Annotated in this window: 15 protein-coding genes; 3 read left to right on the forward strand and 12 right to left on the reverse strand. The window is 45.6% G+C overall.

Annotated features, from left to right (window positions below):
* From WKT20_RS10150 to WKT20_RS10165, 4 genes are all read right to left on the reverse strand, one after another.
* A partial coding sequence (locus tag WKT20_RS10150) for an MFS transporter (RefSeq protein ID WP_340417314.1) occupies window positions 1-980 on the reverse strand: 980 nt, incomplete at its 3' end.
* Window positions 981-1,078: 98 nt separating this feature from the next.
* Complete coding sequence (xylA, locus tag WKT20_RS10155; RefSeq protein ID WP_022054239.1) at window positions 1,079-2,395, reverse strand: xylose isomerase; 1,317 nt, start codon at window positions 2,393-2,395, stop codon at window positions 1,079-1,081.
* Between the two features lie 36 nt (window positions 2,396-2,431).
* Window positions 2,432-3,919 (reverse strand): xylulokinase, encoded by a 1,488-nt coding sequence (locus WKT20_RS10160; protein ID WP_304228413.1) that lies wholly within the window; start codon window positions 3,917-3,919, stop codon window positions 2,432-2,434.
* 20 nt (window positions 3,920-3,939) lie between these two features.
* Window positions 3,940-4,668: an NUDIX hydrolase gene (locus WKT20_RS10165; protein WP_370859895.1), complete on the reverse strand. Its 729-nt coding sequence runs from the start codon at window positions 4,666-4,668 to the stop codon at window positions 3,940-3,942.
* Window positions 4,669-5,024: 356 nt separating this feature from the next.
* On the opposite strand from WKT20_RS10165, the gene WKT20_RS10170 reads away from it, so the two are divergent.
* Complete coding sequence (locus tag WKT20_RS10170) at window positions 5,025-5,786, forward strand: MBL fold metallo-hydrolase (protein WP_340417324.1); 762 nt, start codon at window positions 5,025-5,027, stop codon at window positions 5,784-5,786.
* A 123-nt stretch (window positions 5,787-5,909) separates the two neighbouring features.
* Here WKT20_RS10170 and WKT20_RS10175 read toward each other — a convergent pair whose 3' ends face one another.
* The 8 genes from WKT20_RS10175 to rsmA form a co-directional block, all read right to left on the reverse strand.
* Window positions 5,910-6,893, reverse strand: coding sequence for a DUF5689 domain-containing protein (locus tag WKT20_RS10175; RefSeq protein WP_340417315.1), 984 nt, complete (start codon window positions 6,891-6,893; stop codon window positions 5,910-5,912).
* A 22-nt stretch (window positions 6,894-6,915) separates the two neighbouring features.
* Window positions 6,916-9,666 carry a carboxypeptidase-like regulatory domain-containing protein gene (locus tag WKT20_RS10180; RefSeq protein ID WP_340417316.1) on the reverse strand — a complete coding sequence of 917 codons (2,751 nt, stop codon included), beginning with the start codon at window positions 9,664-9,666 and terminating at the stop codon, window positions 6,916-6,918.
* Between the two features lie 17 nt (window positions 9,667-9,683).
* The gene (locus WKT20_RS10185; RefSeq protein ID WP_340417317.1) at window positions 9,684-10,724 is read right to left on the reverse strand and encodes an endonuclease/exonuclease/phosphatase family protein; all 1,041 of its coding nucleotides are present in this window, start codon (window positions 10,722-10,724) and stop codon (window positions 9,684-9,686) included.
* A gap of 12 nt (window positions 10,725-10,736) precedes the next feature.
* Window positions 10,737-11,933 carry a DNA/RNA non-specific endonuclease gene (locus tag WKT20_RS10190; protein WP_340417318.1) on the reverse strand — a complete coding sequence of 399 codons (1,197 nt, stop codon included), beginning with the start codon at window positions 11,931-11,933 and terminating at the stop codon, window positions 10,737-10,739.
* A gap of 21 nt (window positions 11,934-11,954) precedes the next feature.
* Window positions 11,955-14,285, reverse strand: a complete 2,331-nt coding sequence (locus WKT20_RS10195; RefSeq protein ID WP_340417319.1) for a DUF5689 domain-containing protein — start codon at window positions 14,283-14,285, stop codon at window positions 11,955-11,957.
* Between the two features lie 306 nt (window positions 14,286-14,591).
* Window positions 14,592-16,397: a DUF349 domain-containing protein gene (locus WKT20_RS10200; protein ID WP_304250010.1), complete on the reverse strand. Its 1,806-nt coding sequence runs from the start codon at window positions 16,395-16,397 to the stop codon at window positions 14,592-14,594.
* A gap of 305 nt (window positions 16,398-16,702) precedes the next feature.
* Window positions 16,703-18,043 carry a magnesium transporter gene (mgtE, locus tag WKT20_RS10205; protein ID WP_007563392.1) on the reverse strand — a complete coding sequence of 447 codons (1,341 nt, stop codon included), beginning with the start codon at window positions 18,041-18,043 and terminating at the stop codon, window positions 16,703-16,705.
* A gap of 55 nt (window positions 18,044-18,098) precedes the next feature.
* Window positions 18,099-18,902 (reverse strand): 16S rRNA (adenine(1518)-N(6)/adenine(1519)-N(6))-dimethyltransferase RsmA, encoded by an 804-nt coding sequence (gene rsmA / locus WKT20_RS10210; protein WP_117747968.1) that lies wholly within the window; start codon window positions 18,900-18,902, stop codon window positions 18,099-18,101.
* 75 nt (window positions 18,903-18,977) lie between these two features.
* On the opposite strand from rsmA, the gene WKT20_RS10215 reads away from it, so the two are divergent.
* Complete coding sequence (locus tag WKT20_RS10215) at window positions 18,978-19,985, forward strand: lysylphosphatidylglycerol synthase transmembrane domain-containing protein (protein ID WP_117747969.1); 1,008 nt, start codon at window positions 18,978-18,980, stop codon at window positions 19,983-19,985.
* 35 nt (window positions 19,986-20,020) lie between these two features.
* Entirely contained in the window at window positions 20,021-21,478 is a 1,458-nt protein-coding gene (locus tag WKT20_RS10220; protein ID WP_040313324.1) for an aminoacyl-histidine dipeptidase, read from the forward strand.
* Window positions 21,479-21,501: the final 23 nt, after the last annotated feature.

Raw genomic sequence — 21,501 nt, forward strand, 5'->3', positions numbered from 1 at the left:
AATACCGTTTGTACCATCGGATTGCCCATACCCATACTTTCGAAAATACGTGGTGCAAAATAAAGTACGGCGTTGATACCCACTGCCTGCTGGAATACACTCAGCATGATACCGATAAAGATAACCATCCAGCCGTAAGTGAACAGCTTTTCTGTCTTTTCATGGGCAGTAGCCTTGATTTCCTGCAGAATTTCTTTTCCTTGTGACAGTCCGTTGATATGGCTTAATACAAACAGGGCTTTTTCGTCACGACCGGTCATAGCCAGGTAACGAGGTGTTTCTGGAACAAACAAGACTAAGAGAGTAAACAATCCGGCTGGAACGGCCTCACTGACAAACATCAGTCGCCATCCGGTTTCAATACTCCAGGCAGCAGCTTCCGGATTCATGATGCGGTTGACGCCATCCACTATTTCTACTACCGGATTCAGGTGATCGCCTAAGATGAGGAAGTTGACAAAATAGACTACCAACTGGCCGAAGATAATGGCAAACTGGTTCCAGGAAACTAACGTACCGCGGATACTGCTCGGGGCGATTTCAGCGATATACATCGGGCAGATGGCAGAAGCCAGTCCCACACCTACACCGCCTATGACGCGGTAAAAATTGAACGCTAACAGAAGCGAATAGGAGGGTTCTCCGTACGGAAATATCAAAAATTCCGGATAGTATGAGCCTAAAGCAGATAAAAAGAACATGACACCGGCCATCAGTAAAGAAAGCTTTCTTCCGAAACGGGAAGCAAAAAAGCCTGATAAAGCACTACCGATAATACAGCCTAAAAGGGCGCTTGAAGAGGTTATTCCATGCCAGGAGTCAGTGTAAACAAAGTCATCTGCTCCCATGAAGAAGGTTTGAAGACCTTTTTCCGCACCTGAAATAACAGCGGTATCGTAGCCGAACAGCAATCCTCCTAAAACGGCTACCAGTACGATGGAAAACAGATAGCTTCTGCTTCCTTTTTCTGTGTAATTCATGATAATAGGTTTTTAGAGAAATAAAAAACCGGCATACCCGGTCGGGAAAGAGACTTTCGCCGACGGGCATGCCGGTCGGATACTGATAAATCAGCGTATTAGCAATACATATTTACAATAGCCTCATACAGTTCTTGTTTTCCACTGGTCTGTTTCGGTTCACCTACAGTCTTAGCGTATGCTACTACATCTTCCAGTGTCAGCTTGCCTTCTTCAAATTCTTTACCTTTTCCGTTGTCGAATGAAGCGTAGCGGTCAGCCAGCATTTTCTTGTAAGGAGATTCTTCCAGCAGGCGTGCTGCATTTTCCAAAGCACGTGCCATGGCATCCATACCAGCGATGTGAGCGATGAAGATGTCTTCCAGGTCAGTAGAGTTACGACGAGTCTTCGCATCGAAGTTTGTACCACCGTTGCCCAGACCACCACCACGGATAATCTGCATCATAGCCTGAATCAGTTCATAGTTGTCGATAGGGAACTGGTCAGTATCCCATCCGTTCTGGTAGTCACCACGGTTAGCGTCGATAGAACCCAGCATGTTGTTGTCTACAGCTACTGCCAGTTCGTGTTCAAATGTGTGACCAGCCAAAGTAGCGTGGTTTACTTCGATATTTACCTTGAAGTCTTTGTCCAGACCGTGTGCTTTCAGGAAGCCGATAACAGTTTCAGTATCTACGTCGTACTGGTGCTTGCTTGGTTCCATCGGTTTCGGTTCAATCAGGAAAGTACCCTGGAAACCTTTGCTGCGTGCATAGTCACGAGCCAGTTTCAACATCTGAGCCAAGTGTTCTTTTTCACGTTTCTGGTCAGTGTTCAGCAGTGACATGTAACCTTCACGGCCACCCCAGAATACGTAGTTTGTACCGCCCAGTTCGATAGTAGCATCGATGGCGTTCTTAATCTGTACGGCAGCACGAGCTACTACATCAAAGTCAGGGTTAGTAGCTGCACCGTTCATATAACGTGCATGACCGAATACGTTAGCAGTACCCCACAACAGTTTGATACCAGTTTCAGCCTGTTTCTGTTTCAGGTAAGCTACTACTTCTTTCAGGTTAGCTTCGTATTCTTCGATAGTAGCTGCTTCGTCGCACAAGTCTACATCGTGGAAGCAGTAGTATTCGATACCGATTTTCTGCATGAATTCAAAACCTGCATCTACTTTATCTTTTGCAGCCTGTACTTTGTCAGGATTTCCTTTCCATGGGAAGCTCTTTGTTCCGCCACCGAACTGGTCGCCACCTTCAGCGCACAATGTGTGCCACCATGCCATAGCGAATTTCAACCATTCTTTCATCGGTTTGCCCAGGATGACTTTTTCTGCATCATAATAACGGAAAGCCATCGGGTTTTTGCTTTCTACACCTTCAAATTTGATTTTTCCAATACCCGGAAAGTACTCTTTTGTTGCCATAATATCTTTGTTTTATAAGTTAATGAATTGTTATATTTAATTGTTTGTTGATTTTTCGAGACATTCTTTCCAACGTGCGTATGCGTCGGCGTATGCCGCTTCGTCGGCAGCCTTCGGTTCAATGACAGCCAGTTTGTCGAGAGTGGCAAAAGCTTCCACATTGTTACGGTAGATGCCTGCACCCATTCCAGCTCCTTTGGCAGCTCCTACCGAACCGTCGGTGTCATAGAGTTCGATGGTAGCACCTGTGACTCCGGCCAGCGTGTCGCGGAATAGCGGACTCAGGAACATGTTGGCATGTCCGGCGTGAATTTTCCGTACATCCATTCCCATACCTTTCATGATGTCGATACCGTAGCGGAAGGAGAATACGATGCCTTCCTGAGCGGCACGAAGCAGGTGACTGCGGTTATGCAAGTTGAAGTTGACACCCTGAACGGAACATCCGGTTTCCTGGTTCTGCAGCATGCGTTCAGCTCCGTTGCCAAACGGAAGGATACTGATGCCGGCAGCACCGATAGGAGCCTGAGCGGCAACCTCGTTCATTTCTGCATAGCTTAGGTCGGAAGCTAATGTGCGTTTCATCCACGAATTGAGGATACCCGTACCGTTGATGCAGAGCAATACGCCCAGACGAGTCTGTGAAGCAGTATGGTTGACGTGTGCAAATGTATTGACGCGTGACTTAGGGTCGTAGTTGACACTACCGTTCACTCCGTATACCACTCCGGAAGTGCCAGCTGTAGAAGCAATTTCACCCGGATTGAATACATTCAGCGAAAGAGCGTTGTTCGGTTGGTCACCGGCGCGGTAAGTTACCGGAGTACCGGCTTTCAGTCCTAACTCGGCAGCTACTTTTTCCGTTACTTTACCCTGTTCGGAGAAAGTCGGACGGATGTCAGCCAGCAAGGATGCGTCGATACCGTAATAATCCAGTAAGAAATCAGCTACTTTGTTTTCCTTGAAATCCCAGAACATACCTTCCGACAATCCGGAAACTGTCGTGCAGATTTCTCCTGTCAGTCGCATGGCGATATAGTCACCCGGAAGCATCACCTTATAGATGCGTTCATAAACTTCCGGTTCGTTTTCCTTTACCCAAGCCAGTTTGGAAGCCGTGAAGTTGCCCGGTGAGTTCAACAAGTGTGACAAGCATTGTGCTTCTCCCAATGTCTGAAATGCTTTCTGACCGTAAGGTACAGCTCTGGAGTCACACCATATAATAGAAGGACGTAGCACCTGCTGGTTCTTGTCCACGCAGACCAGACCGTGCATCTGATAAGAAATACCGATGGCCTTGATTTCTTCTGCTTTTGCACCAGAAGCGGTGAGAACGGCTTGTGTAGCCAGTTTCAAATTATCCCACCAGCTCTGCGGGTCCTGTTCAGCCCATCCCTGTTTGACAGCGAGGATAGGCGCTTCTGTTTTCGGGAAAAAGGCAGATGCGGCACATTTTCCACTTTCTACATTGACCAGACTCGCCTTTACTGACGAGCTTCCTATGTCATAACCTAATACATACATCGTTATATAGTCTTTTAAAATTATCTTCTTGTTTTGTTGTAGATTTTCCGGTCAAACCGATAATACCTTGCGGCCCGGTGAGATACTCCCTGTTCGTATTCTTCCGTCGGCACGATGTATTCCATCATGGAAATCTTCTTATGGAAGTTGCGTACATCCAGTGCCTTGCCGTAAATCACCTCATACAGCATTCGCAGTTGCAGAGCGGTAAACTTCCGAGGAAGCAGTTCGAAGATGCATGACGGGTTGAATTCGATGTGCTGCCGGATAAACTTCATGGCTTCTGCAATAATCAGATTGTGGTCGAATGCCAGGTCCTTCACTTCTTCCAGTGCCACCCATTCTGCCTTGTATTCATCCAAGTTCTTGTTGAGGGTCTTGTCTATTTTTACCATGGCAAAGTAGGCGATAGTTACGATTCGTTCCACTTTGGCCTTTTCTGCTCTTTCCAGCCAGTGAACATCTTTGGGATTCTTGGTACGGTCCTTTGAACCGAACGCCTTGAACTGCATCAGGTCTACGTTCTTGAGTCCAGTCAAATCACGAAGCACTCGTTTGGCTGCATCATCCAAGTCCTCATCCATATAGATAAGGCTTCCGGGGAGTTTCATATCGTGGAAAACTTCTCCACTTTCTTCCCCCATTCTTTTTACGAGCAACACCTTTAGTTTCTCTCCATCGAATCCGATGACCACGCAGTCTACTGAGATGTGATTATTGGCTAATTGTTCAGTGTATTCCATAAGCATTTTTCTGTCTACACCGCAAAGGACGTTTTTTTTATTGATATATGCAATAGGTTTTTTGTGGGTTGTAAAACCTTATTGTTCAATAGGGTAAATATCTTATTTGATACAATATCGTGATGCGATGTTTTTGTAGTTCATACAATATGTGTAAAAGGTAATTTCCCGTGTAGGCTTATTGGCAAAAGTACAACAACCCGAAAAATCGAATTTTCAATATCTTACGTGAGGAATAGGAAAAGTCTCCTGCAAGGGACTTATTGTATTTTATGTTTATGTTGAAATCTCAGTGCTTTATTTTGAGGAAAGAAGGGGATAGTGGTAAGAATACTTATGTGTTAAAAAAATAAAAGCAGGAAATTTGTATCTTTGTCTTGTGCCGGGAGGATAAATACTTTTTAGTGGATGCCGGAGGAGGCAACGGCATTCTGTCGCAGTTGCAGAAAGCACATATCCCGTTGTCGGGCATTCATGAGATATTTGTGACGCATGCACACACCGACCATATACTGGGTGTGATATGGATGATTCGCATGGTGGCTCAGGCTATTCAGAAGGGAGAGTACCAGGGCGAACTGCGCATATATGGGCATGACAAGGTGGTACAGGTGCTCGATTGGATTTGCCGGATGACTTTACCCAAGAAGATTGTGGCACGCTTAGGAGAAGATATACTGTTGTGTGAGGTGAAGAGCGGAGAAAAATTTCAGGCCATCGGCCTGGAAGTGGAATGCTTTGACATCGCTTCTACAAAGGAGAAACAGTTTGGTTTCCGTACCTGTCTTCCTGATGGACAATCGCTGGTTTGCCTGGGTGATGAACCCTATAATGCATGCAACCAGATGTATGTGGAAGGAGCCGACTGGCTGCTGTGTGAGGCGTTCTGCTTGTATGAAGACCGGGAGCGGTTCAAACCCTACGAGAAGCACCATAGCACGGCTTTGGATGCCGGACGGTTAGCAGCCCAGCTTGGAGTGAAGAATCTGCTGCTGTATCACACGGAAGACAAGACACTGGCGACCCGTAAAGAGCGCTATACGGCAGAAGCAGCTTCGCAGTTTAACGGCAAGGTCTATGTGCCGGAAGATTTGGAGGAAATTTTACTACGTAGTAATGAATGAATTACTACGTAGTAGTCGGTCTGTTACTACGAGGTAACGGAGGAACTACTACGTAGTAGTTTTTTACTTGCAAATATAAAAAAGCAACCGCCATTCCTGAATAGGTAGGCGGTTGCTTTTATGTTAGAATTCTATGTCTGAACGCTTGTTGACAAGTAACTGATATTTAATATATCCTCCTGATTTGGAAGAATACTTCGTGTAGATGGCTGTGATGGCTCCTGTAGCTCCATTTTGAGGAAGGGCATCCAATGCAAAATTTGCATATCCGCTTACGCGTACAATCAGATTACCTTTTTTGTCCGTTTCGTCTGTAGCGTCATAGGTGAACAGAGAAGACCCGTAATACCTTTGGTTCTGATAGTTATAGGCATAGGTAGGAGTCAGGCCTTCATCTTTGAAATATTTGTTCGTGTAGGTTGCCTCAGTGGCATTGTTGAGGTAAACCGTTTCCAGGTATTGCGGGTAACGGTCGCCGTCAAAGTTACCTTCCTTATAGGTCAGTCCTTCAAAGCGAACGAGGCGCCCCAGATACTCATCAGTCAATGTCGTTTTGTAATTTTCCCGGGTGATGACAGGCAGGTTTTCTTCCGTGAGCTGTCCGAGCTCTCCCATAAAGATGTGTGCATCTCTTTCTACTTGGGTGTCAAGGTTCCGGTTGGCATAGTTCTTGGCAATGTCTTTTTCGCTGGGAATACCTCCTACGCTGAGCATATATCTGTAATTACCTATTGCGAGTCCTTTTAATTTTACGTAGAGAGTTTGTCCCACCTGATAGTACACGTAGTTGCTTACCATAAGCTTCAATTCGATGCCTGCTGTACCATCGTCTATATATACCGATTTATATACATTCCCAGCCTGATCGCTGGATATTACCTTTCCTTTTATGATATAGTTGTCGGTAATCTCCTTGTATTGGGCCAGCCCTACACCGGCACACATGTCTTTAAGTGCTTTTATGGTGATGATTTCCCCCCCATCGGTCGTAAAGTCAGCATCAGTCCAGACTTTGGCTGGAGCCGGTTCGTCAAAATCACTGTAGCAGCTGGTGGTGCAGAATGCCATGGCTGCCATTATTCCGTAAATCAATAATTTATATTTCATGATTATCTTTGGTTTAGTAGTATTAGAAACGGAAATATACGTTCAGGTAATAATTCGTACCGAACATGTAGAAATATTTGGCATCAAACGGTTCATACGTAAGCGTACTTTCCTCTTTGTTCTTGAGCAGACGGATTTGTTCGTAACCTCCGGTTTTAATACCCTGGTTGTTGAGCAGATTGTCTACGCTCAGGCTGAATCCGAGTGTGTAGGCACGGTTTATGTACCAGTTCTTTCCGATGCTGGCATTCATGACGTATGCTGCATCAAACTTCTCCTGACCTCTGATTGCGTTGAGCATTTCCGGATTTTCGAGCATGGGCTTTGTCAGTACGGCATCCGTACGGTAAAGCGGACTCATGGACAAGTACATGTTGTTGTAGTAATTCATGTCGAGCGACAAGAACCAGTTGTTTCTGCTGCGGTATGACAATCCGATGTTAGCCGCTGTTTGAGGAGTGCTTTCCACCCGTTTGTTTTTCCAATACACCTTTCCCTGGTTGATGATAGCTGCACTGTTGTCCTGAATCTGTACGTAGTTAGGATTGTTAGAGTAAGTGTACTGTCCCCAGCTGAGTGCTCCTTTCAATGCCAGTCCTTCATAAAGAGGAATGGAAGCAGCCACTTCCAGTCCGAAGTGCTGTTTGTTGATTCCACTCATGGCAAAGTTGGAGAACGTAGCTTCTACGTCATCGTAGTAGGAAATGACTTTGGTCTGGTCCTTGAAGGTGGTGTAGTAACCTGAGATACGTGCCTTGAAGTCACCGATACGCAGGTTGTAGGATGCGTCTACTCCGAATATCTTTTCTGCTTCCACACCAGGTGTTACGTCGTTGCGGGTACGTGGAGATACGAATGCCGACTGGAAAGAAGGTGCATCCTGCATGTAAATGATATTGGCTTCGAAGTTATGGGCCGATGAAAGCACATACCTGAAGTTTGCCTTGGCCTTATAAGTAAGGTAATTCAAGGTTTGAGAGTTTCCTTGTGAATTGTCCATGAACAATCCTTTTTTCCAGATACCGTCGCGCCACAAGAAAGCGTATCCAATTTCTCCTCCTAATTTTACCTGAAGGTTGTGTATAAGGTTGAAATCATACTGCAGCCATCCTCTTGTGTTGAACACATTTCCGTAATAGTCATAGCTGTATTTGTCGCCTTCGCGTACGATAGGTGCCTTACCGTATTTTTCGTAATAGTCCATATTGTTCTGATACGAAATGATGTCAATTCCGAGGTCTCTTTCTGCGAACTTGTCGATATCTACCCAGTAATCACCTCCTAACAGGTCTTTCACTTTGCTGTAGTATTCTGTCCGGTTGCGTCTGATATTCATACCTCCGTTCAGCTTGCTGTTGTTCTTGAACAAATGTGAGAACTGTGTGTAGAAGTTCCAGTCCATTTGGTCGGTATGTCGTTCTTCTACCATATTGATGGAACGGTGACCATCTCCATAATTAGGGTTGACCGGCTGATTGCGGTTGATCATGTACAGATTGTCCCAGTTGATGTGCCGTATGTTGTCGGTGTTCGATAGCCATGCTTCTTCAAGCCATGCACCGGTGGTCGTACCTTGGTAGTAACTTGGCAGATAGCGGTAATAATCCGGTCTTGGGTCGGGACCTCCGTACCATGTCAGTGCAGAGTAACCGTTCTTTCCGAATCGCAGTGAAGTGGCAAGGTTAAGTTGGGTCCGGTCTGTAATGTCGAAGGTGTAATTCAACAATGCAAGCGGTTCATGGTAATCGCGTACTCTGGCATTGCGTCGTTTGCCAGCTTGCCATCCCCAGTTTGGATTGTAGTAATTGTTTCCCACCAGATCGTATGCCTCCTGAGTGGATGCCTGTTGTGCACCTCTTTCCGTAGGAGCTCCCAGTAAGGTCAGGCTCAGTCTGTGCTGCGCATTGAATTGTTTTTCCACGGCAGCAAAATAGCCGAAGGCATTGTAGTAAACTCCGTTGACGTACGCATTGTTTCCTTGTCGCGTAGATATGGAGAATGCATACGACCATCCGTTGTCCTGCACGCCCGATGCATACGTAAGCATACCTCTGAAACGGTACATGGAATTAGAGTTCACTAGGCTGGCTCTGAACCCTTTTCTCATTTGTGAAGGACGTGTATTGATGTTGGTTACTCCACCAATACCGCCAATTCCCATTTCTCCCATTTGCAGTCCGGTAGTAACTTCCTGATTTCGGGTAGCATCGTTGAGGCCGCTCCATAAAGACCAGGGGGTATAACCGGTCATGGCATCGTTCAGCTGGATACCGTTCATGTACACATCCGAGAATTGTGAGTCATATCCTCTGACGTTAAACCGCATTTCACTGAACTGATAGGAGGCGATGTTGTTGAATACATCTTTTGAGGCGGAGAGAGAGGTCGGGAGAGACTGTGCGTCTTCCATTGTTTCAGTGTCAAACTCTGCGAAAATGGCATCGTCCATCGCCTGAGAACGGTTGGCCGGAATCATGATAACCTTCAGCTCGCGCATGTTTTTCCCTACTCTGACGGGAAGAGTCAGGTCTTCAAATTCGGCTGTTTCGAAATGCAGTTCATATTCACCAGGAGCTACCGTTTCAAATAAGAACTCACCTTGTTCGTTGGTGACAGCAGTGCGGTCACCCGGTGTCAGCACGATGTTTACTTTGTCTATCGTGGCCCGGGTAGTGCGTGATACGACGACACCTTTTATGCCCCCTCCGGTTTGAGAGAAAGCGCTGAGGCTCAGCATCGAAATCAGCAATATCAATAATGTTTTCTGTTTCATAAGATATAGATTTAATGTTACTTACCTATATAGATATACACGGGGAAGTGGTCGCTGAATCCTCCCTGGAAGTTATTGCCCACATACGTTCGTAGAGGATAGCCTTTGAACTGTCCCTCTTTCTGTACCATATAATGGCGTTTGAAAATGTGACCGTAGAATTTTGAATTATCGGCTTTTTTCAGTTTGAGCTGGTCTTTGTCCTCATTTATCAGGTTACCACTGACTACGATGTTGTCAAAGATGTTCCAAGCGTCTCCGTAGGCTAACGTGCCATAACCGGCTTTTAGTAAAGCGGCAAAAGGTGCATAATAGTCTGCGGGAGCAACCTCTTTCACCTTGATTTTGGCTCCTATTCCCTTTTCCCCGGATATGCTTTCATCCGTAGGGTCATCGTTAAAGTCTCCCATCATGACGACTTTGGTCGAAGGCCGGAGGGCTCTTACCGAATCGGCAATGTGTCGCATCTGGTTTCCTACGGCAATACGTCTGAGTGCAGAAGCTTCTTTTCCTCCTAACCGTGAAGGCCAGTGAGCTACCATAAAGAAGAAATCCTCCTGGTCAATCTTGCCCCACATGGTGACAATGTCTCTGGTTTTAAAATCGGGAAGAGAAGGGATGACCGTACGTATGGCCTTGGAACCTTCCAGTTTCAGTACATCCGGTCTGTACATGAATGCAGCGTCCACTCCACGTAATTCCGGAGAGTCATAATGCACAATCCGGTAGTTGGCAGGCGAAAGCTTTTGGGTAGCCACAATATCCTCCAGCACGTTGCGGTTCTCTATTTCGCACACGCCGATTACGGCAGGATAGTCTTTGTTGATGGCGGCAATGTCGAAAAATACTTTTTCAATGTTGCTGAGTTTCTTGTCATATTTATCCTTGGTCCATTTTTTAGGGCCTTCAGGGGTAAATTCATCATCCAATACGTCGGGGTCATTTTCCAGGTCAAAGAAGTTTTCCAGGTTATAGAATACTACCTTGAAAGGCTTTTGTGCATATCCTGACGCATAGAACGAAAATAAAGTAAGTAAGATAGTAAATAAGTGCTTCATACTTCGTTCATTTTAATTTAGGTTCCAGTCTATTGCATTGAAGTCATTCTTCACTTCGGCAGGAATACCGGGGAAGAATGTAAATCCGGTCAGGTTTTCAATTTCTGAAACCTTCTTGCAAATGGCTTTTGTAACCTTCGTTTCACTGTAAGCTTTGTTTTCCAGCCAGAAACCGATGGTTTGGAGGTCTGAGGCTTCACATTGGTTTACCCATTTGCCCGTCATGCCGGATTTGGTTCTTAGCAAGACTTTAAAATAGTGTGTCGGTACGTCTACTTTCACCCCGTTGTTATCGGTGGCTTTTGTATTATAGTTGGCAAAATAAGCTCCCGTCACTACGTAAAGAGTGTCCGAACAGGTATAGTTTTTTCTGATAACCTCTTCCAAATTTTGCCAGATGCCCTGATTAAGTTTTTGACCGATTTGCGGTGTTTGGTTAGTAAAATAGAATGTCTGTGCATTCATGTCCCGAGTAGAGTTTCTGTCAGCCGATGGAATTTGATGTCCCCGGTCGTATGTGGGATATTCCTTGTAGGCCTTTTTCACATAAATTTGATATTCGTTGCCTATTTCTGGGTCATATATCCATTCGTTAGTTCGGTCTAAACCACCCAAATAGCATTTGTGCAGAGGATAGGCCACCCACAAAGCCGTTTTATGCGATTTGTCGTAGCAGATGGAATAGTTACGCACAGCTGTTCCGTTTAACTCGGTAAGGTGTGTCACATACTGGTAGTTCGGGTTTTCCTTATAAGCAGGAATCTCGGCCCAGGCATTTGCAGACTGCGGCTTTGTGCCAGTTCCGGGTTCTGTTCCGGGAGATTTCTTCTGGCCGTCTTGCGTAAGTGTCAATGTGGTTGTTTCCCCATTTCCTATTTTAATGGAGATGCGGGCATTTCTGGCCTCTTCGCCGGTGTTTTCTGTGAAATACACATACAGCACGGTGATTCCGTCAATCAAGGTGCCTTCTTTGTCAGAAGTCGCACTTGACAGGGCAAACGAACACCATTCTTCTCCTTCCGTGATGTGGGCGTACCATTGGGTTCCCGGATTACCTTGCAGCTGTATGGCGGTATTCCCCTTCTGGGAAGAAACCGGAGCGGTGTCTTCCCATTGGGCTGTTCCCACAAGATTATTATTCTCTTCGTCTTTGTGACAAGAAAAGAGAAGCATGGACACTATGAATAGTGTGATGTAACGTAGTCTCATGGTTGTAGCGGGTTAAGATTATTATTCGTAGAGAAGTTCTAATTTGGTAAGTTGTGTATTATAACTATTATTCACATATAGTCTATAATTAGTATTTATAGAAGTACCAGACAGGTTATATATATATGTGAAATCTGTTGTATTATTCCATTTTTGAGCTTCTCCTCCTGTGATAAAAGAGTTATTGGTATCTGTGATACCGACCTCAACGTTAGTAGATGCCCCAGTTCTACTTATAGCTTTAACTTGTGTAAGTCTTTTATCTTTAATATTAGGGAATTCAATGTAAGCGCCAGCTTTCCCAATTAATAAATAAGATGAGTCACCACTTTTTGCTTTATAATATCCGGAACTTTCTCCCATAATAGCAATTTCTACATTGTCTATGGTGAAATTTTCTCTTTGTTGTTTCTTTTGAGTAGATGATGACGGAAAATCTGCCGGATAAGAATTGTCTAAAGTGAAATCTATGGTTAAAGTCTCTTGATTTCCTGAGGTTGGTTCGCTCACAGTTACAGGGACTTCAACTGATTGCTCAGTTCCTTCAATTTTTATGGTGAGGGTTTGTTTGACAGCTGCCTCTGTTGTATTAGGATTTGCCGTAACTGTAACAGTCGTTCCGTTTACTGTGGCTGATAAAATTCCTGACAATCCAGAAACTGTCAATGATTTACCCTCTGCATTTGCGAGTGTGACCTTTATATCTTGGTTTCCTCCCTTGTCTGTAAAGGTTATTGTTTTAGGATCAACGCTTGTTATTGCAGGTTCATTCGATACGAAGTCCTTTAAGTCCTCCAGATTACGTGGCATTAACTGAGCTTTCTCTTTGAAAACTGTTACAATACCGGTAATGGAACCTGTGCCAGCCTTGTAGGGTTGTCCTACAATGGAGGTGGCATTTTTATTGAAATAGACTGTCAGGTCACCAAAATTATAGGTTTTTGCTTCCCAGACTCCCGCTTCACTGATTGTTACATTACTTATGGTAGCAGGCATTCCCGCATATTCCGCCAATTTGTCCGTTGTTGTTTGAATAGGGACTACTGCATTGTTCTTGCTGACAACGGTTACATCACTAATTTCCCAGTCTGTGATTTGAGTGATTCCGTTGTAGTTTCCAAGTTTTACTTTGTCAGCCTTTAAGGAAACCTTCACCTTGTCTCCCAATGAGAAATTAGTCTGAATTTGCTCATTCAATGCACCATTGTATAATACAATACCTTCGTTGGCTGCTGTGGCATTCGGTGTCATGAGGTTCAGTGTACCGGCAGAAGCATTGTTAACTTTAGGGTCTCCGCACACGATGGCTTCAAACTCCATATTTTCAGTTAGTTTCGTCTGTCCACCTTTTTGCAGGTTGATAATTTTATTGATAGCTGTACCGCTTCCTTCTTCAGGAGGAGTGGTAGTTCCTTCTTCCAAGTTTACTTCCTGACCTCCATAACCGGTAGAAAGACTGATGTCGTCCAGACGGAATACAGAACTTTCGGATGCTGTGAAACGGATGTAAAGTTCAGGTACGGCTTTCTTTAGCGTAAAGTTGGCAGTAGCCAGTATCCAGTAAGGATGGTCGGCATCTCCATTATTCTTTTCATAAGTGATTTCTTGCCAGGTCGTTCCGTTGGAGCTTACAGAAACCTTGAAGGTTTCAGGGGTAAATGAATTGTCAAAACTATTTTCGTTTTTTTTAGAACGGCTGGCTCCGAATGTCAGTTTGAGGTTGGTCTGTCCTTCTGCCAAAGCAATCTTGTTAATGTCAAAAGTAGCCGGAGCGGTGCCAAAGAATACCACATTCGGTCCGGATGCACCTTCGTAAGCGTCTGTATTGGTTAGACCAGAAGAACGGATGTCAGTTTTATTTCCGGCATATTCTACAGCAGTAGCTCCATCCCCTGATTTGTTCCATCCTTGATATTCTTCAACTTTAGGTTTTTGTGATGCATCGGCATTTCCAAAAGTCTCATTGTAAATAAGTTTGGATTCTATTACGGCACCTGTTTTCACATTGACAGTTGCACTTTTCAAGATACCTGAGCGATTGCTCATGATGATGTTGATTTTTGCTTCCCCAATGGTACCTTCAGGCACACTGACTTGAATCTGGTCAGAACCTTCTCCTTGTGTCTTTGAAAGTGATATCCAATCCGCATCTTCTACGGTAGCCTTCCATTGGCGGTTGGTGGATATTTCCAGCGTTTGAACTCCACCGTTCTCAAACGTCAAGGTAGCAGGATTGACTTCCAGAAAAGGTGCCTCTGTGTCCTCATTATCGTCTACACATGCAGTAAACGATACCATCATCAGCATGAATAACAGTCCATGCCAAAACTTCAGTGAATTGACTTGTTTCATATTGTTTTTGTTTAGAAATTATGTTCCTCGGTTCGCTTGGGTTTAGTTCCTAATGTACATTGTTGTAGTCTGCAAAATAATTTAGTTTGTGTTCTTAAATAATATTTAGCCTGTCGTTTTTGTGTCAAAAAGAATAGTAGGTGTCGTAGTTGTTTTTTTAATTTTGGGTTTAATTTAAGCTTTTTCTCTGAAAGCTGAAAATATTCTGAATATTTTTACATAATGTTAGCTTTTGGAACGACAGAAAAAGCCCCCATCTTCTATCCGGGAAAATGGGGACTCTTGCAAACCTGAATAAACAGGCTTTTATTCTTTTTCTTTCAAGCTTTCATCAATGTCCTTGATTTTCTTCAGCACCAGTTCCATGTCTTTCTTCAGGCGCTCAATCTTGCGTGTGATGTCAGCCACCAGTGTATTTCCTTTCTTGGAAGAAGAACTCAGGAAGCTGAGATTGTTTTCGTAGGTTTGGATATCGTTTTTCAGTCTTTCGTAAGTGCGAACCAGGCGTTCACGGTCGCGGTAGAGATTTCCTTCCTTGTTTCCGTTAGTGCGTACACTGCTCAGGCGTTTTTCAGTAGCCGACAGGTGCAGGCGGTCGAACAGCTTGTCTACCAATGCATGGAATTCTTTATACAGACGGTCTTTTTCCTTGAAAGGAACGAAGCCGATGGCATTCCATTCTTTCATCAGGGCACGTACTTGTTCGGCAGTTGCATCGTCTGCAGTTCCGGCAGCTTCCAGGGCAGCCATACGCTTAATGGCATCTTCTTTCTTTGCCAGGTTTTCCACTTCTTCCGAGCGTTGTGAAGAAGTCGCCTTGTTTTTCCGTTCAAAGAAATAATCGCAGGCACCGATGAAACGTTTCCATACGGCATCGGAATGCTTTTTGGCCACCGGACCGATGGTCTTCCATTCTTTCTGGAGCTTGGTCAGGATTTCAGCCGTTTCTTTCCAGTCGGTACTTTCTTTCAGGGCTTCAGCCTTTTCGCAGAACGCTTTTTTCTTTTCCAGGTTAGCTGCCATTGTTTCCTTCACAGATTTGAAGAAAGCAGCTTTCCGGCGGAAGAATTCATCGCAGGCAACGCGGAAACGTTCGAAAATCTTGACGTTCATCTTTTGCGGAGCATAGCCGATGGTTTTCCATTTGGCCTGGAGGGCAAGAATTTCATTGGTTTTGTCTTCCCAGTCGGCAAAAGTAGTGAAGGTGTCATATTCCATACCTTCCACGATTTCGCAAATCACCGTCTTCTGGTCCAGGTTATTCTGTTCTTTTTCTTTCAGTTCTTCAAAATGCTGCTGGTGGCGTTTGTTGACAACCGTAGAGGCGGCTTTGAAACGGCTCCAGATTTCTTCGCGCAGGTCTTTGGCTACCGGACCGATGGCACGGAATTCCTGATGAAGCTTCTGCAGCTGGTGGAAAGCAGAAATTACGTCGGGCTCTTCGGCCAGTTTTTCTGCAGCTTCGCACAAGCGGGTCTTCTGTTCCAGGTTTTTCTTGAAGTCATATTCGCGGAATTCGTTGTTCAGCTTCACCATGTCATAGAATTTTTCGGTGTAAAGCTGGTAGGTTTTCCACAACTCGTTTACTTTTGCTACCGGAATCTGGCCTATTTCATTCCATTCCTGCTGCAATTTCTTAAATTCGTCGTATATCTTGTTGGTATCTTCCTGCGATTCGGTCAGGAACTTCATTCTTTCCAGGATACCCAGTTTCTTGGTCAGGTTTTCTTCCTTTTCCTGTTCCTGTGCAGCCGCTAAGGCATTTCTCTTCTCCTTGATGGCGTTCATGACAGCTTTGAATTCTTCTTCCGCCGGTTCTGTTTCCGGAGTGAAGTCTTCTGCCTTTCCCCCTTCGTCGATGAAAGCTTTCCGTGCCGCTTCTGATTTGGCTTTTTGTAGTTTGTAGAACGTTTGTTTAAGTGAATCGATTTCCTGCTTGTCAGTCAGGTCGTTTTTCTCGTTGATTTCCTTGAGGCGTTGCACCACTTCTTCCAGTGTCTGTTTGGGAGCGGATGTTTCCTTTTCGGTGTCTTCAACAGTAGGAACCGGTGCTTCAATGGGTTGTTCCATCGGAGTTTCGGTTAATGGGCGGTTGGTTTCATTTACTTCCATCGTATATAGATTTTAAAGAGTATAATATCCTAGTTTTTTCTTTACCATTAGTAAAGGTTCTTACAAATTAAAGAAAAAAAATCTGATTTTCATACTTTTTCAGAAAAAAACTGTAAGGAGAGAATCATTTTTAGAAATAAAAAGATGAGGAATGTGGCTTAGAAGGGCTTGTAGAGGGGGTGAAAAAAACGTCTTTGCGTTTCAAAGAAAACGCAAGGACGTTTTGATTAAAACGCAAGTGCGTTTGAAGTAAAATGTACTTGCGTTTTACCTCAAACGCACTTGCGTTTTTCTTTAACAAAAATTTAGGATAATAATACGGTGATTCCCATGTACATGAGCATACCGATAATGTCGTTGGTAATGGAGATAAACGGTCCGGTGGCAATGGCCGGATCGATTTTCAGTTTTTCCAGTGTCATGGGCACCAGGGTACCGAAAATGGAGGCAAACATGACCACGGCAAACAGGCTGATGGATACCGAATAACTGACTGTAGCCGTAGCTCCGAAACGGATGAAGTTGTAGATATACACCAGCATGGAAATGATGGTGGCGTTGATAAGGGCTACAACGGATTCTTTCAGCACCTGCTTGAAGGTGTTTTCGGCGTTCAGTGAGCTGTTGGCCAGACCTTGCACGACCAATGCGGAGGACTGGGTTCCTACGTTTCCTCCCGTTCCACCGATAAGGGGAATGTAAAGCGCCATTTCCGGATGAGCGGCAAAGGTAGAGTCAAAGTTACCCAGAATCATGGAGTTACCGATTCCACCCAGCATACCGATGAGCAGCCACGGAAGGCGTGCGGTGGTCTGGCGGAACACGTTGTCGTCTGTTTCTACGTCCTGTGACAAACCGGATGCCAACTGGTAGTCGCGTTCGGCTTGTTCACGAACCTCATCCATTACGTCGTCTACGGTGATGCGCCCTACCAGACGGCCGATGCTGTCGACCACGGGAACGGCCACCAGGTCATACTTTTCAATGGTCTGTACCACCTCTTCAATGGGCGTATCCACATGGACGGAAATCGGGTCCTTCTTCATCACGTGTTTCACCTTGGAAACCGACGGACTGGTAATCATCTTTTTCAGTGGGAATACACCGCGCAGACGTTCATCGTCGTCTACCACATATACATAATATATCTCGTCCATTTCTTCTGCCTGCAGTCGCATTTCGCGCAGGCATTCGGGCATACTCCAGTTCTCATTCACAATCACCATTTCCGTACCCATCAAACCGCCGGCGGTGTCTTCGTCGTATTTCAGCAAGTCGACAATGTCGCCTGCCTGTTCGATGTCTTCAATGTGTGAAAGCACTTCTTCCTGCTTGTCTTCGTCCATTTCACGGATGATGTCTACGGCATCGTCCGAATCCATGTAGTCGACAAAGCGCTTGGCGATGGTTTCAGGGGGAAGTATTTCGAGGAATTTCTTTCGGGCATCCTCGTCCATTTCAATCAGTACGTCGGCTGCCGTTTCGTTGTCCAGCAGCAGGTAGATGAAGCGGGCATCTTCTGCGTCCAGCTCGTTGCACAGCTCGGCGATGTCGGCCGGATGCAGGTCCTTGATGACTTCTTTTAACTGGTCGGAATCTTTCTTCTCAATCAGTTCGGTGACTAATTTAATATCTTCGCTATTCATCTTGTAAACTCCTGATGAGGGTTGTTATCGTAGTCTGTAAGTCTCGTGTGCAGGGTCACTCGGCCTTTGCGGCTGAGGAATTCAAGGCTTCTTCCACCCGGTTGGTCAGGTCGATGAAGTCTTGTACGGAAAGCTGTTCAGGCCGTTTGTTGAAGATAGGGTCGGCACTGAGCGGATTTCCTTTCTCCAGAATCGGAGATATGGAGTTGCGGAGCGTCTTGCGGCGCTGGTTGAATGTCGTCTTGACAATCTGCTTGAACAATTGCTCGTTGCATCCCAACTCCTTGGTCTCGTTGCGGGTCATGCGGATGACGGCGCTCTTCACCTTGGGAGGAGGATTGAACACATGTTCGTGTACGGTGAACAGGTATTCCACGCTGTACCAGGCTTGAATCAGTATGCTCAGAATGCCGTAGGTCTTGTTGCCCGGACGAGCCGCGATGCGTTCGGCCACTTCCTTCTGAATCATGCCCGTGCAGCAGGGAATCAAGTCCTTGTAGTCGAGCATCTTGAAGAATATCTGGCTGGAAATGTTGTAGGGATAGTTGCCGGTCAGCACAAAAGGCTGTCCGTCGAAAAGTTGCCGGAGGTCCATTTTCAGGAAATCCTGCTCGATGATATGGTCTCCTAATTGCGGAAAATTCTCACGCAGGTAAGCTACCGATTCAAAGTCCAGCTCCACCACCTTGAGCGGGCGGTCTTTTTTCAGCAGGTATTGGGTGAGAACTCCCATTCCGGGACCTACTTCGAGAACGGGAAGGGCCGGGCAGGCGTCTACCGTGTCGGCTATGTCTTGTGCCACTTGCAGGTCTTTCAGGAAGTGTTGTCCTAAAAACTTTTTAGGTTTAACTAATTTCATACCTCAGGTTTTAAATGTTCGTATTATCTTTGTGACTTGCAAAGTTAAACATAAATCTTTATATACAGACTGATTTTGGAACGAACAGGTTTAAAAAAAGTACTAAATAAGGTCTTCCAGATAGCGCTTCCGTTGGTACTCGGAGCGGCTATTCTGCTTTGGACATACCACGATTTTGATTTCCGGCGTGTGTGGAGCGTGCTGGATGGCGGCATGAATTATGGCTGGATGGCCTTTTCGCTGGTGTTTGGTGTGCTGGGACATCTGTTCCGTGGCTGGCGCTGGAATCTGACATTAGCTCCGTTAGGTGAATATCCCAAGGTGTCGAACAGTGTGTATGCGGTTTTTGTGTCGTACGCGGCCAATCTGGTCGTACCGCGTGTGGGGGAGGTTTCCCGCTGCGGTATCCTGTCGAAGTACGACGGGGTTTCTTTCTCCAAATCGCTGGGTACGGTGGTGACGGAGCGTCTCATCGATACCATCTGTGTGCTGCTGATTACCGTGGTGACGCTGTTGCTCCAGTCGCGTGTGTTTGCGGCATTCTTTGAAAAGACCGGTACGAACATGGGCTTCTTTACAGGCTTGTTTACTTCCACCAACTTTTATATCACCCTCATCTGTCTGTTCGCCTTGGGTGTGCTGGCGTTTTTTCTGATTCGCAATTTGACGGTATTTGCGAAAGTGCGCGGCATATTGAATGATGTGTGGGCCGGATGTTTGTCGCTTCGGCATGTAAAACATCCGTGGCTGTTCGCTTTTTACACCGTGGGTATCTGGGCATGCTATTTCCTGCAATTCTATGTGAGTTTCTATTGCTTTGACTTTTCTGCCTCATTGGGCTGGATGCCTGGACTGGTGATGTTTGTGGTGGGCAGTATCGCCGTGGCCGTTCCTACCCCTAACGGAGCGGGTCCGTGGCACTTTGCGGTCATTACCATGATGATGATGTATGGGGTAGGAAAGGAAGATGCCGGAATATTTGCCCTGCTGGTGCACGGTATTCAAACCTTTTTATTAATTTTGCTAGGTGTTTACGGGCTTGTAGCCTTACCACTTGTAAATAAGAAACGGACCGGGAAGTGAAATTGCTTTTCCGGAATAAAATCAAAAAATATAATATGAACGAAATTCTTTCTTTGGCTCCGCAGAATGTGTGGAAGCATTTCTATTCGTTGACGCAAATTCCTCGTCCGTCTGGACATTTGGAAAAAATTCAGGCTTTCTTGCTGGAATTCGGCAAGCAGGTAGGTGTGGAATCATTTCAGGATGAGGCTGGAAACATAATCTATCGCAAACCGGCCACTCCGGGTATGGAAGACCGGAAGTCTGTCATTCTTCAGGCTCACATGGACATGGTTCCTCAGAAAGACAAACATACACAGCATGATTTTGAAAAAGATCCTATTCCGGTTTATGTAGACGGCGAATGGGTGAAGGCTAAAGGTACCACATTAGGCTCAGACAACGGTATGGGTGTGGCAGCCATTATGGCCATTATGGAAGATAAGACCCTGAAGCACGGTCCGCTGACAGCGCTGATTACTGCCGATGAAGAAACCGGTATGTATGGTGCATTCGGCTTGAAACAGGGCACGGTGGAAGGAGAAATCCTGCTGAACCTGGATTCAGAAGAAGAAGGCGAACTTTATATTGGCTGTGCAGGTGGAGAAGACCTGACGGCTACTTTGGAATATAAGGAAGAAGAAACAGACCCGGAAGACGTGGCGCTGAAGGTGACACTGAAGGGATTGCGCGGTGGCCACTCTGGTATTCAGATTGGCTGGGGACATGCTAATGCCAACAAGTTGATGGCTCGCTTCATGAACCAGGTGATTGCTTACGATGAAGCTTGTCTGGTGTCATGGGAAGGTGGAAACATGCGCAATGCCATTCCGCGTGAATGTGAGGTAGTGATTACCGTACCGGCTTCGGAGGTAGAAGATGTGCTGGCATTCGTGGGTGAATGCGAACAGGTATGGCGTGATGAATTCGCTACCATTGAAGATAACATCAGCTTTACGGCAGAACGTGTGGACTTGCCGAAGATGATGGTGCCGGAAGAAATCCGTGATAACCTGGTGGACGCGATTTATGCATGTCCGAATGGGGTGGAACGTTTCATCCCGACTATCCCGGATACTGTGGAAACTTCTTCTAACCTGGCTATCGTGGAAATCGGCAATGGAAAGGCTGCCATTAAGGTATTGACACGCAGCTCTCGCGAATCAATGAAGGACTATCGCAATACGGCTATCGAAAGCTGTTTCTCTATGGCAGGTATGCATGTAGAACGTTCTGGCAGCTACTCTGGATGGGAACCGGATGTAAACTCTCCGATTCTGCATGCCATGAAGGAATCTTATAAGGCACAGTTTGGTGAAACACCGGAAGTGAAAGTGATTCATGCCGGATTGGAATGTGGTATCATCGGTGCGGTTGTACCGGGACTGGATATGATTTCATTTGGTCCTACTTTGCAGTGCCCGCATACACCGGAAGAACGCTGTCATGTGCCGTCAGTGAAGAAGTTCTATGATTTCTTGCTGGCTACACTGGAAAATACACCGAAAAAGTAATATCCGTTAGTGGATAAATAGAT

The organism is Phocaeicola sp. ICN-14070 (assembly GCF_037892625.1).
Classification (GTDB): Bacteria; Bacteroidota; Bacteroidia; order Bacteroidales; family Bacteroidaceae; genus Phocaeicola; species Phocaeicola plebeius.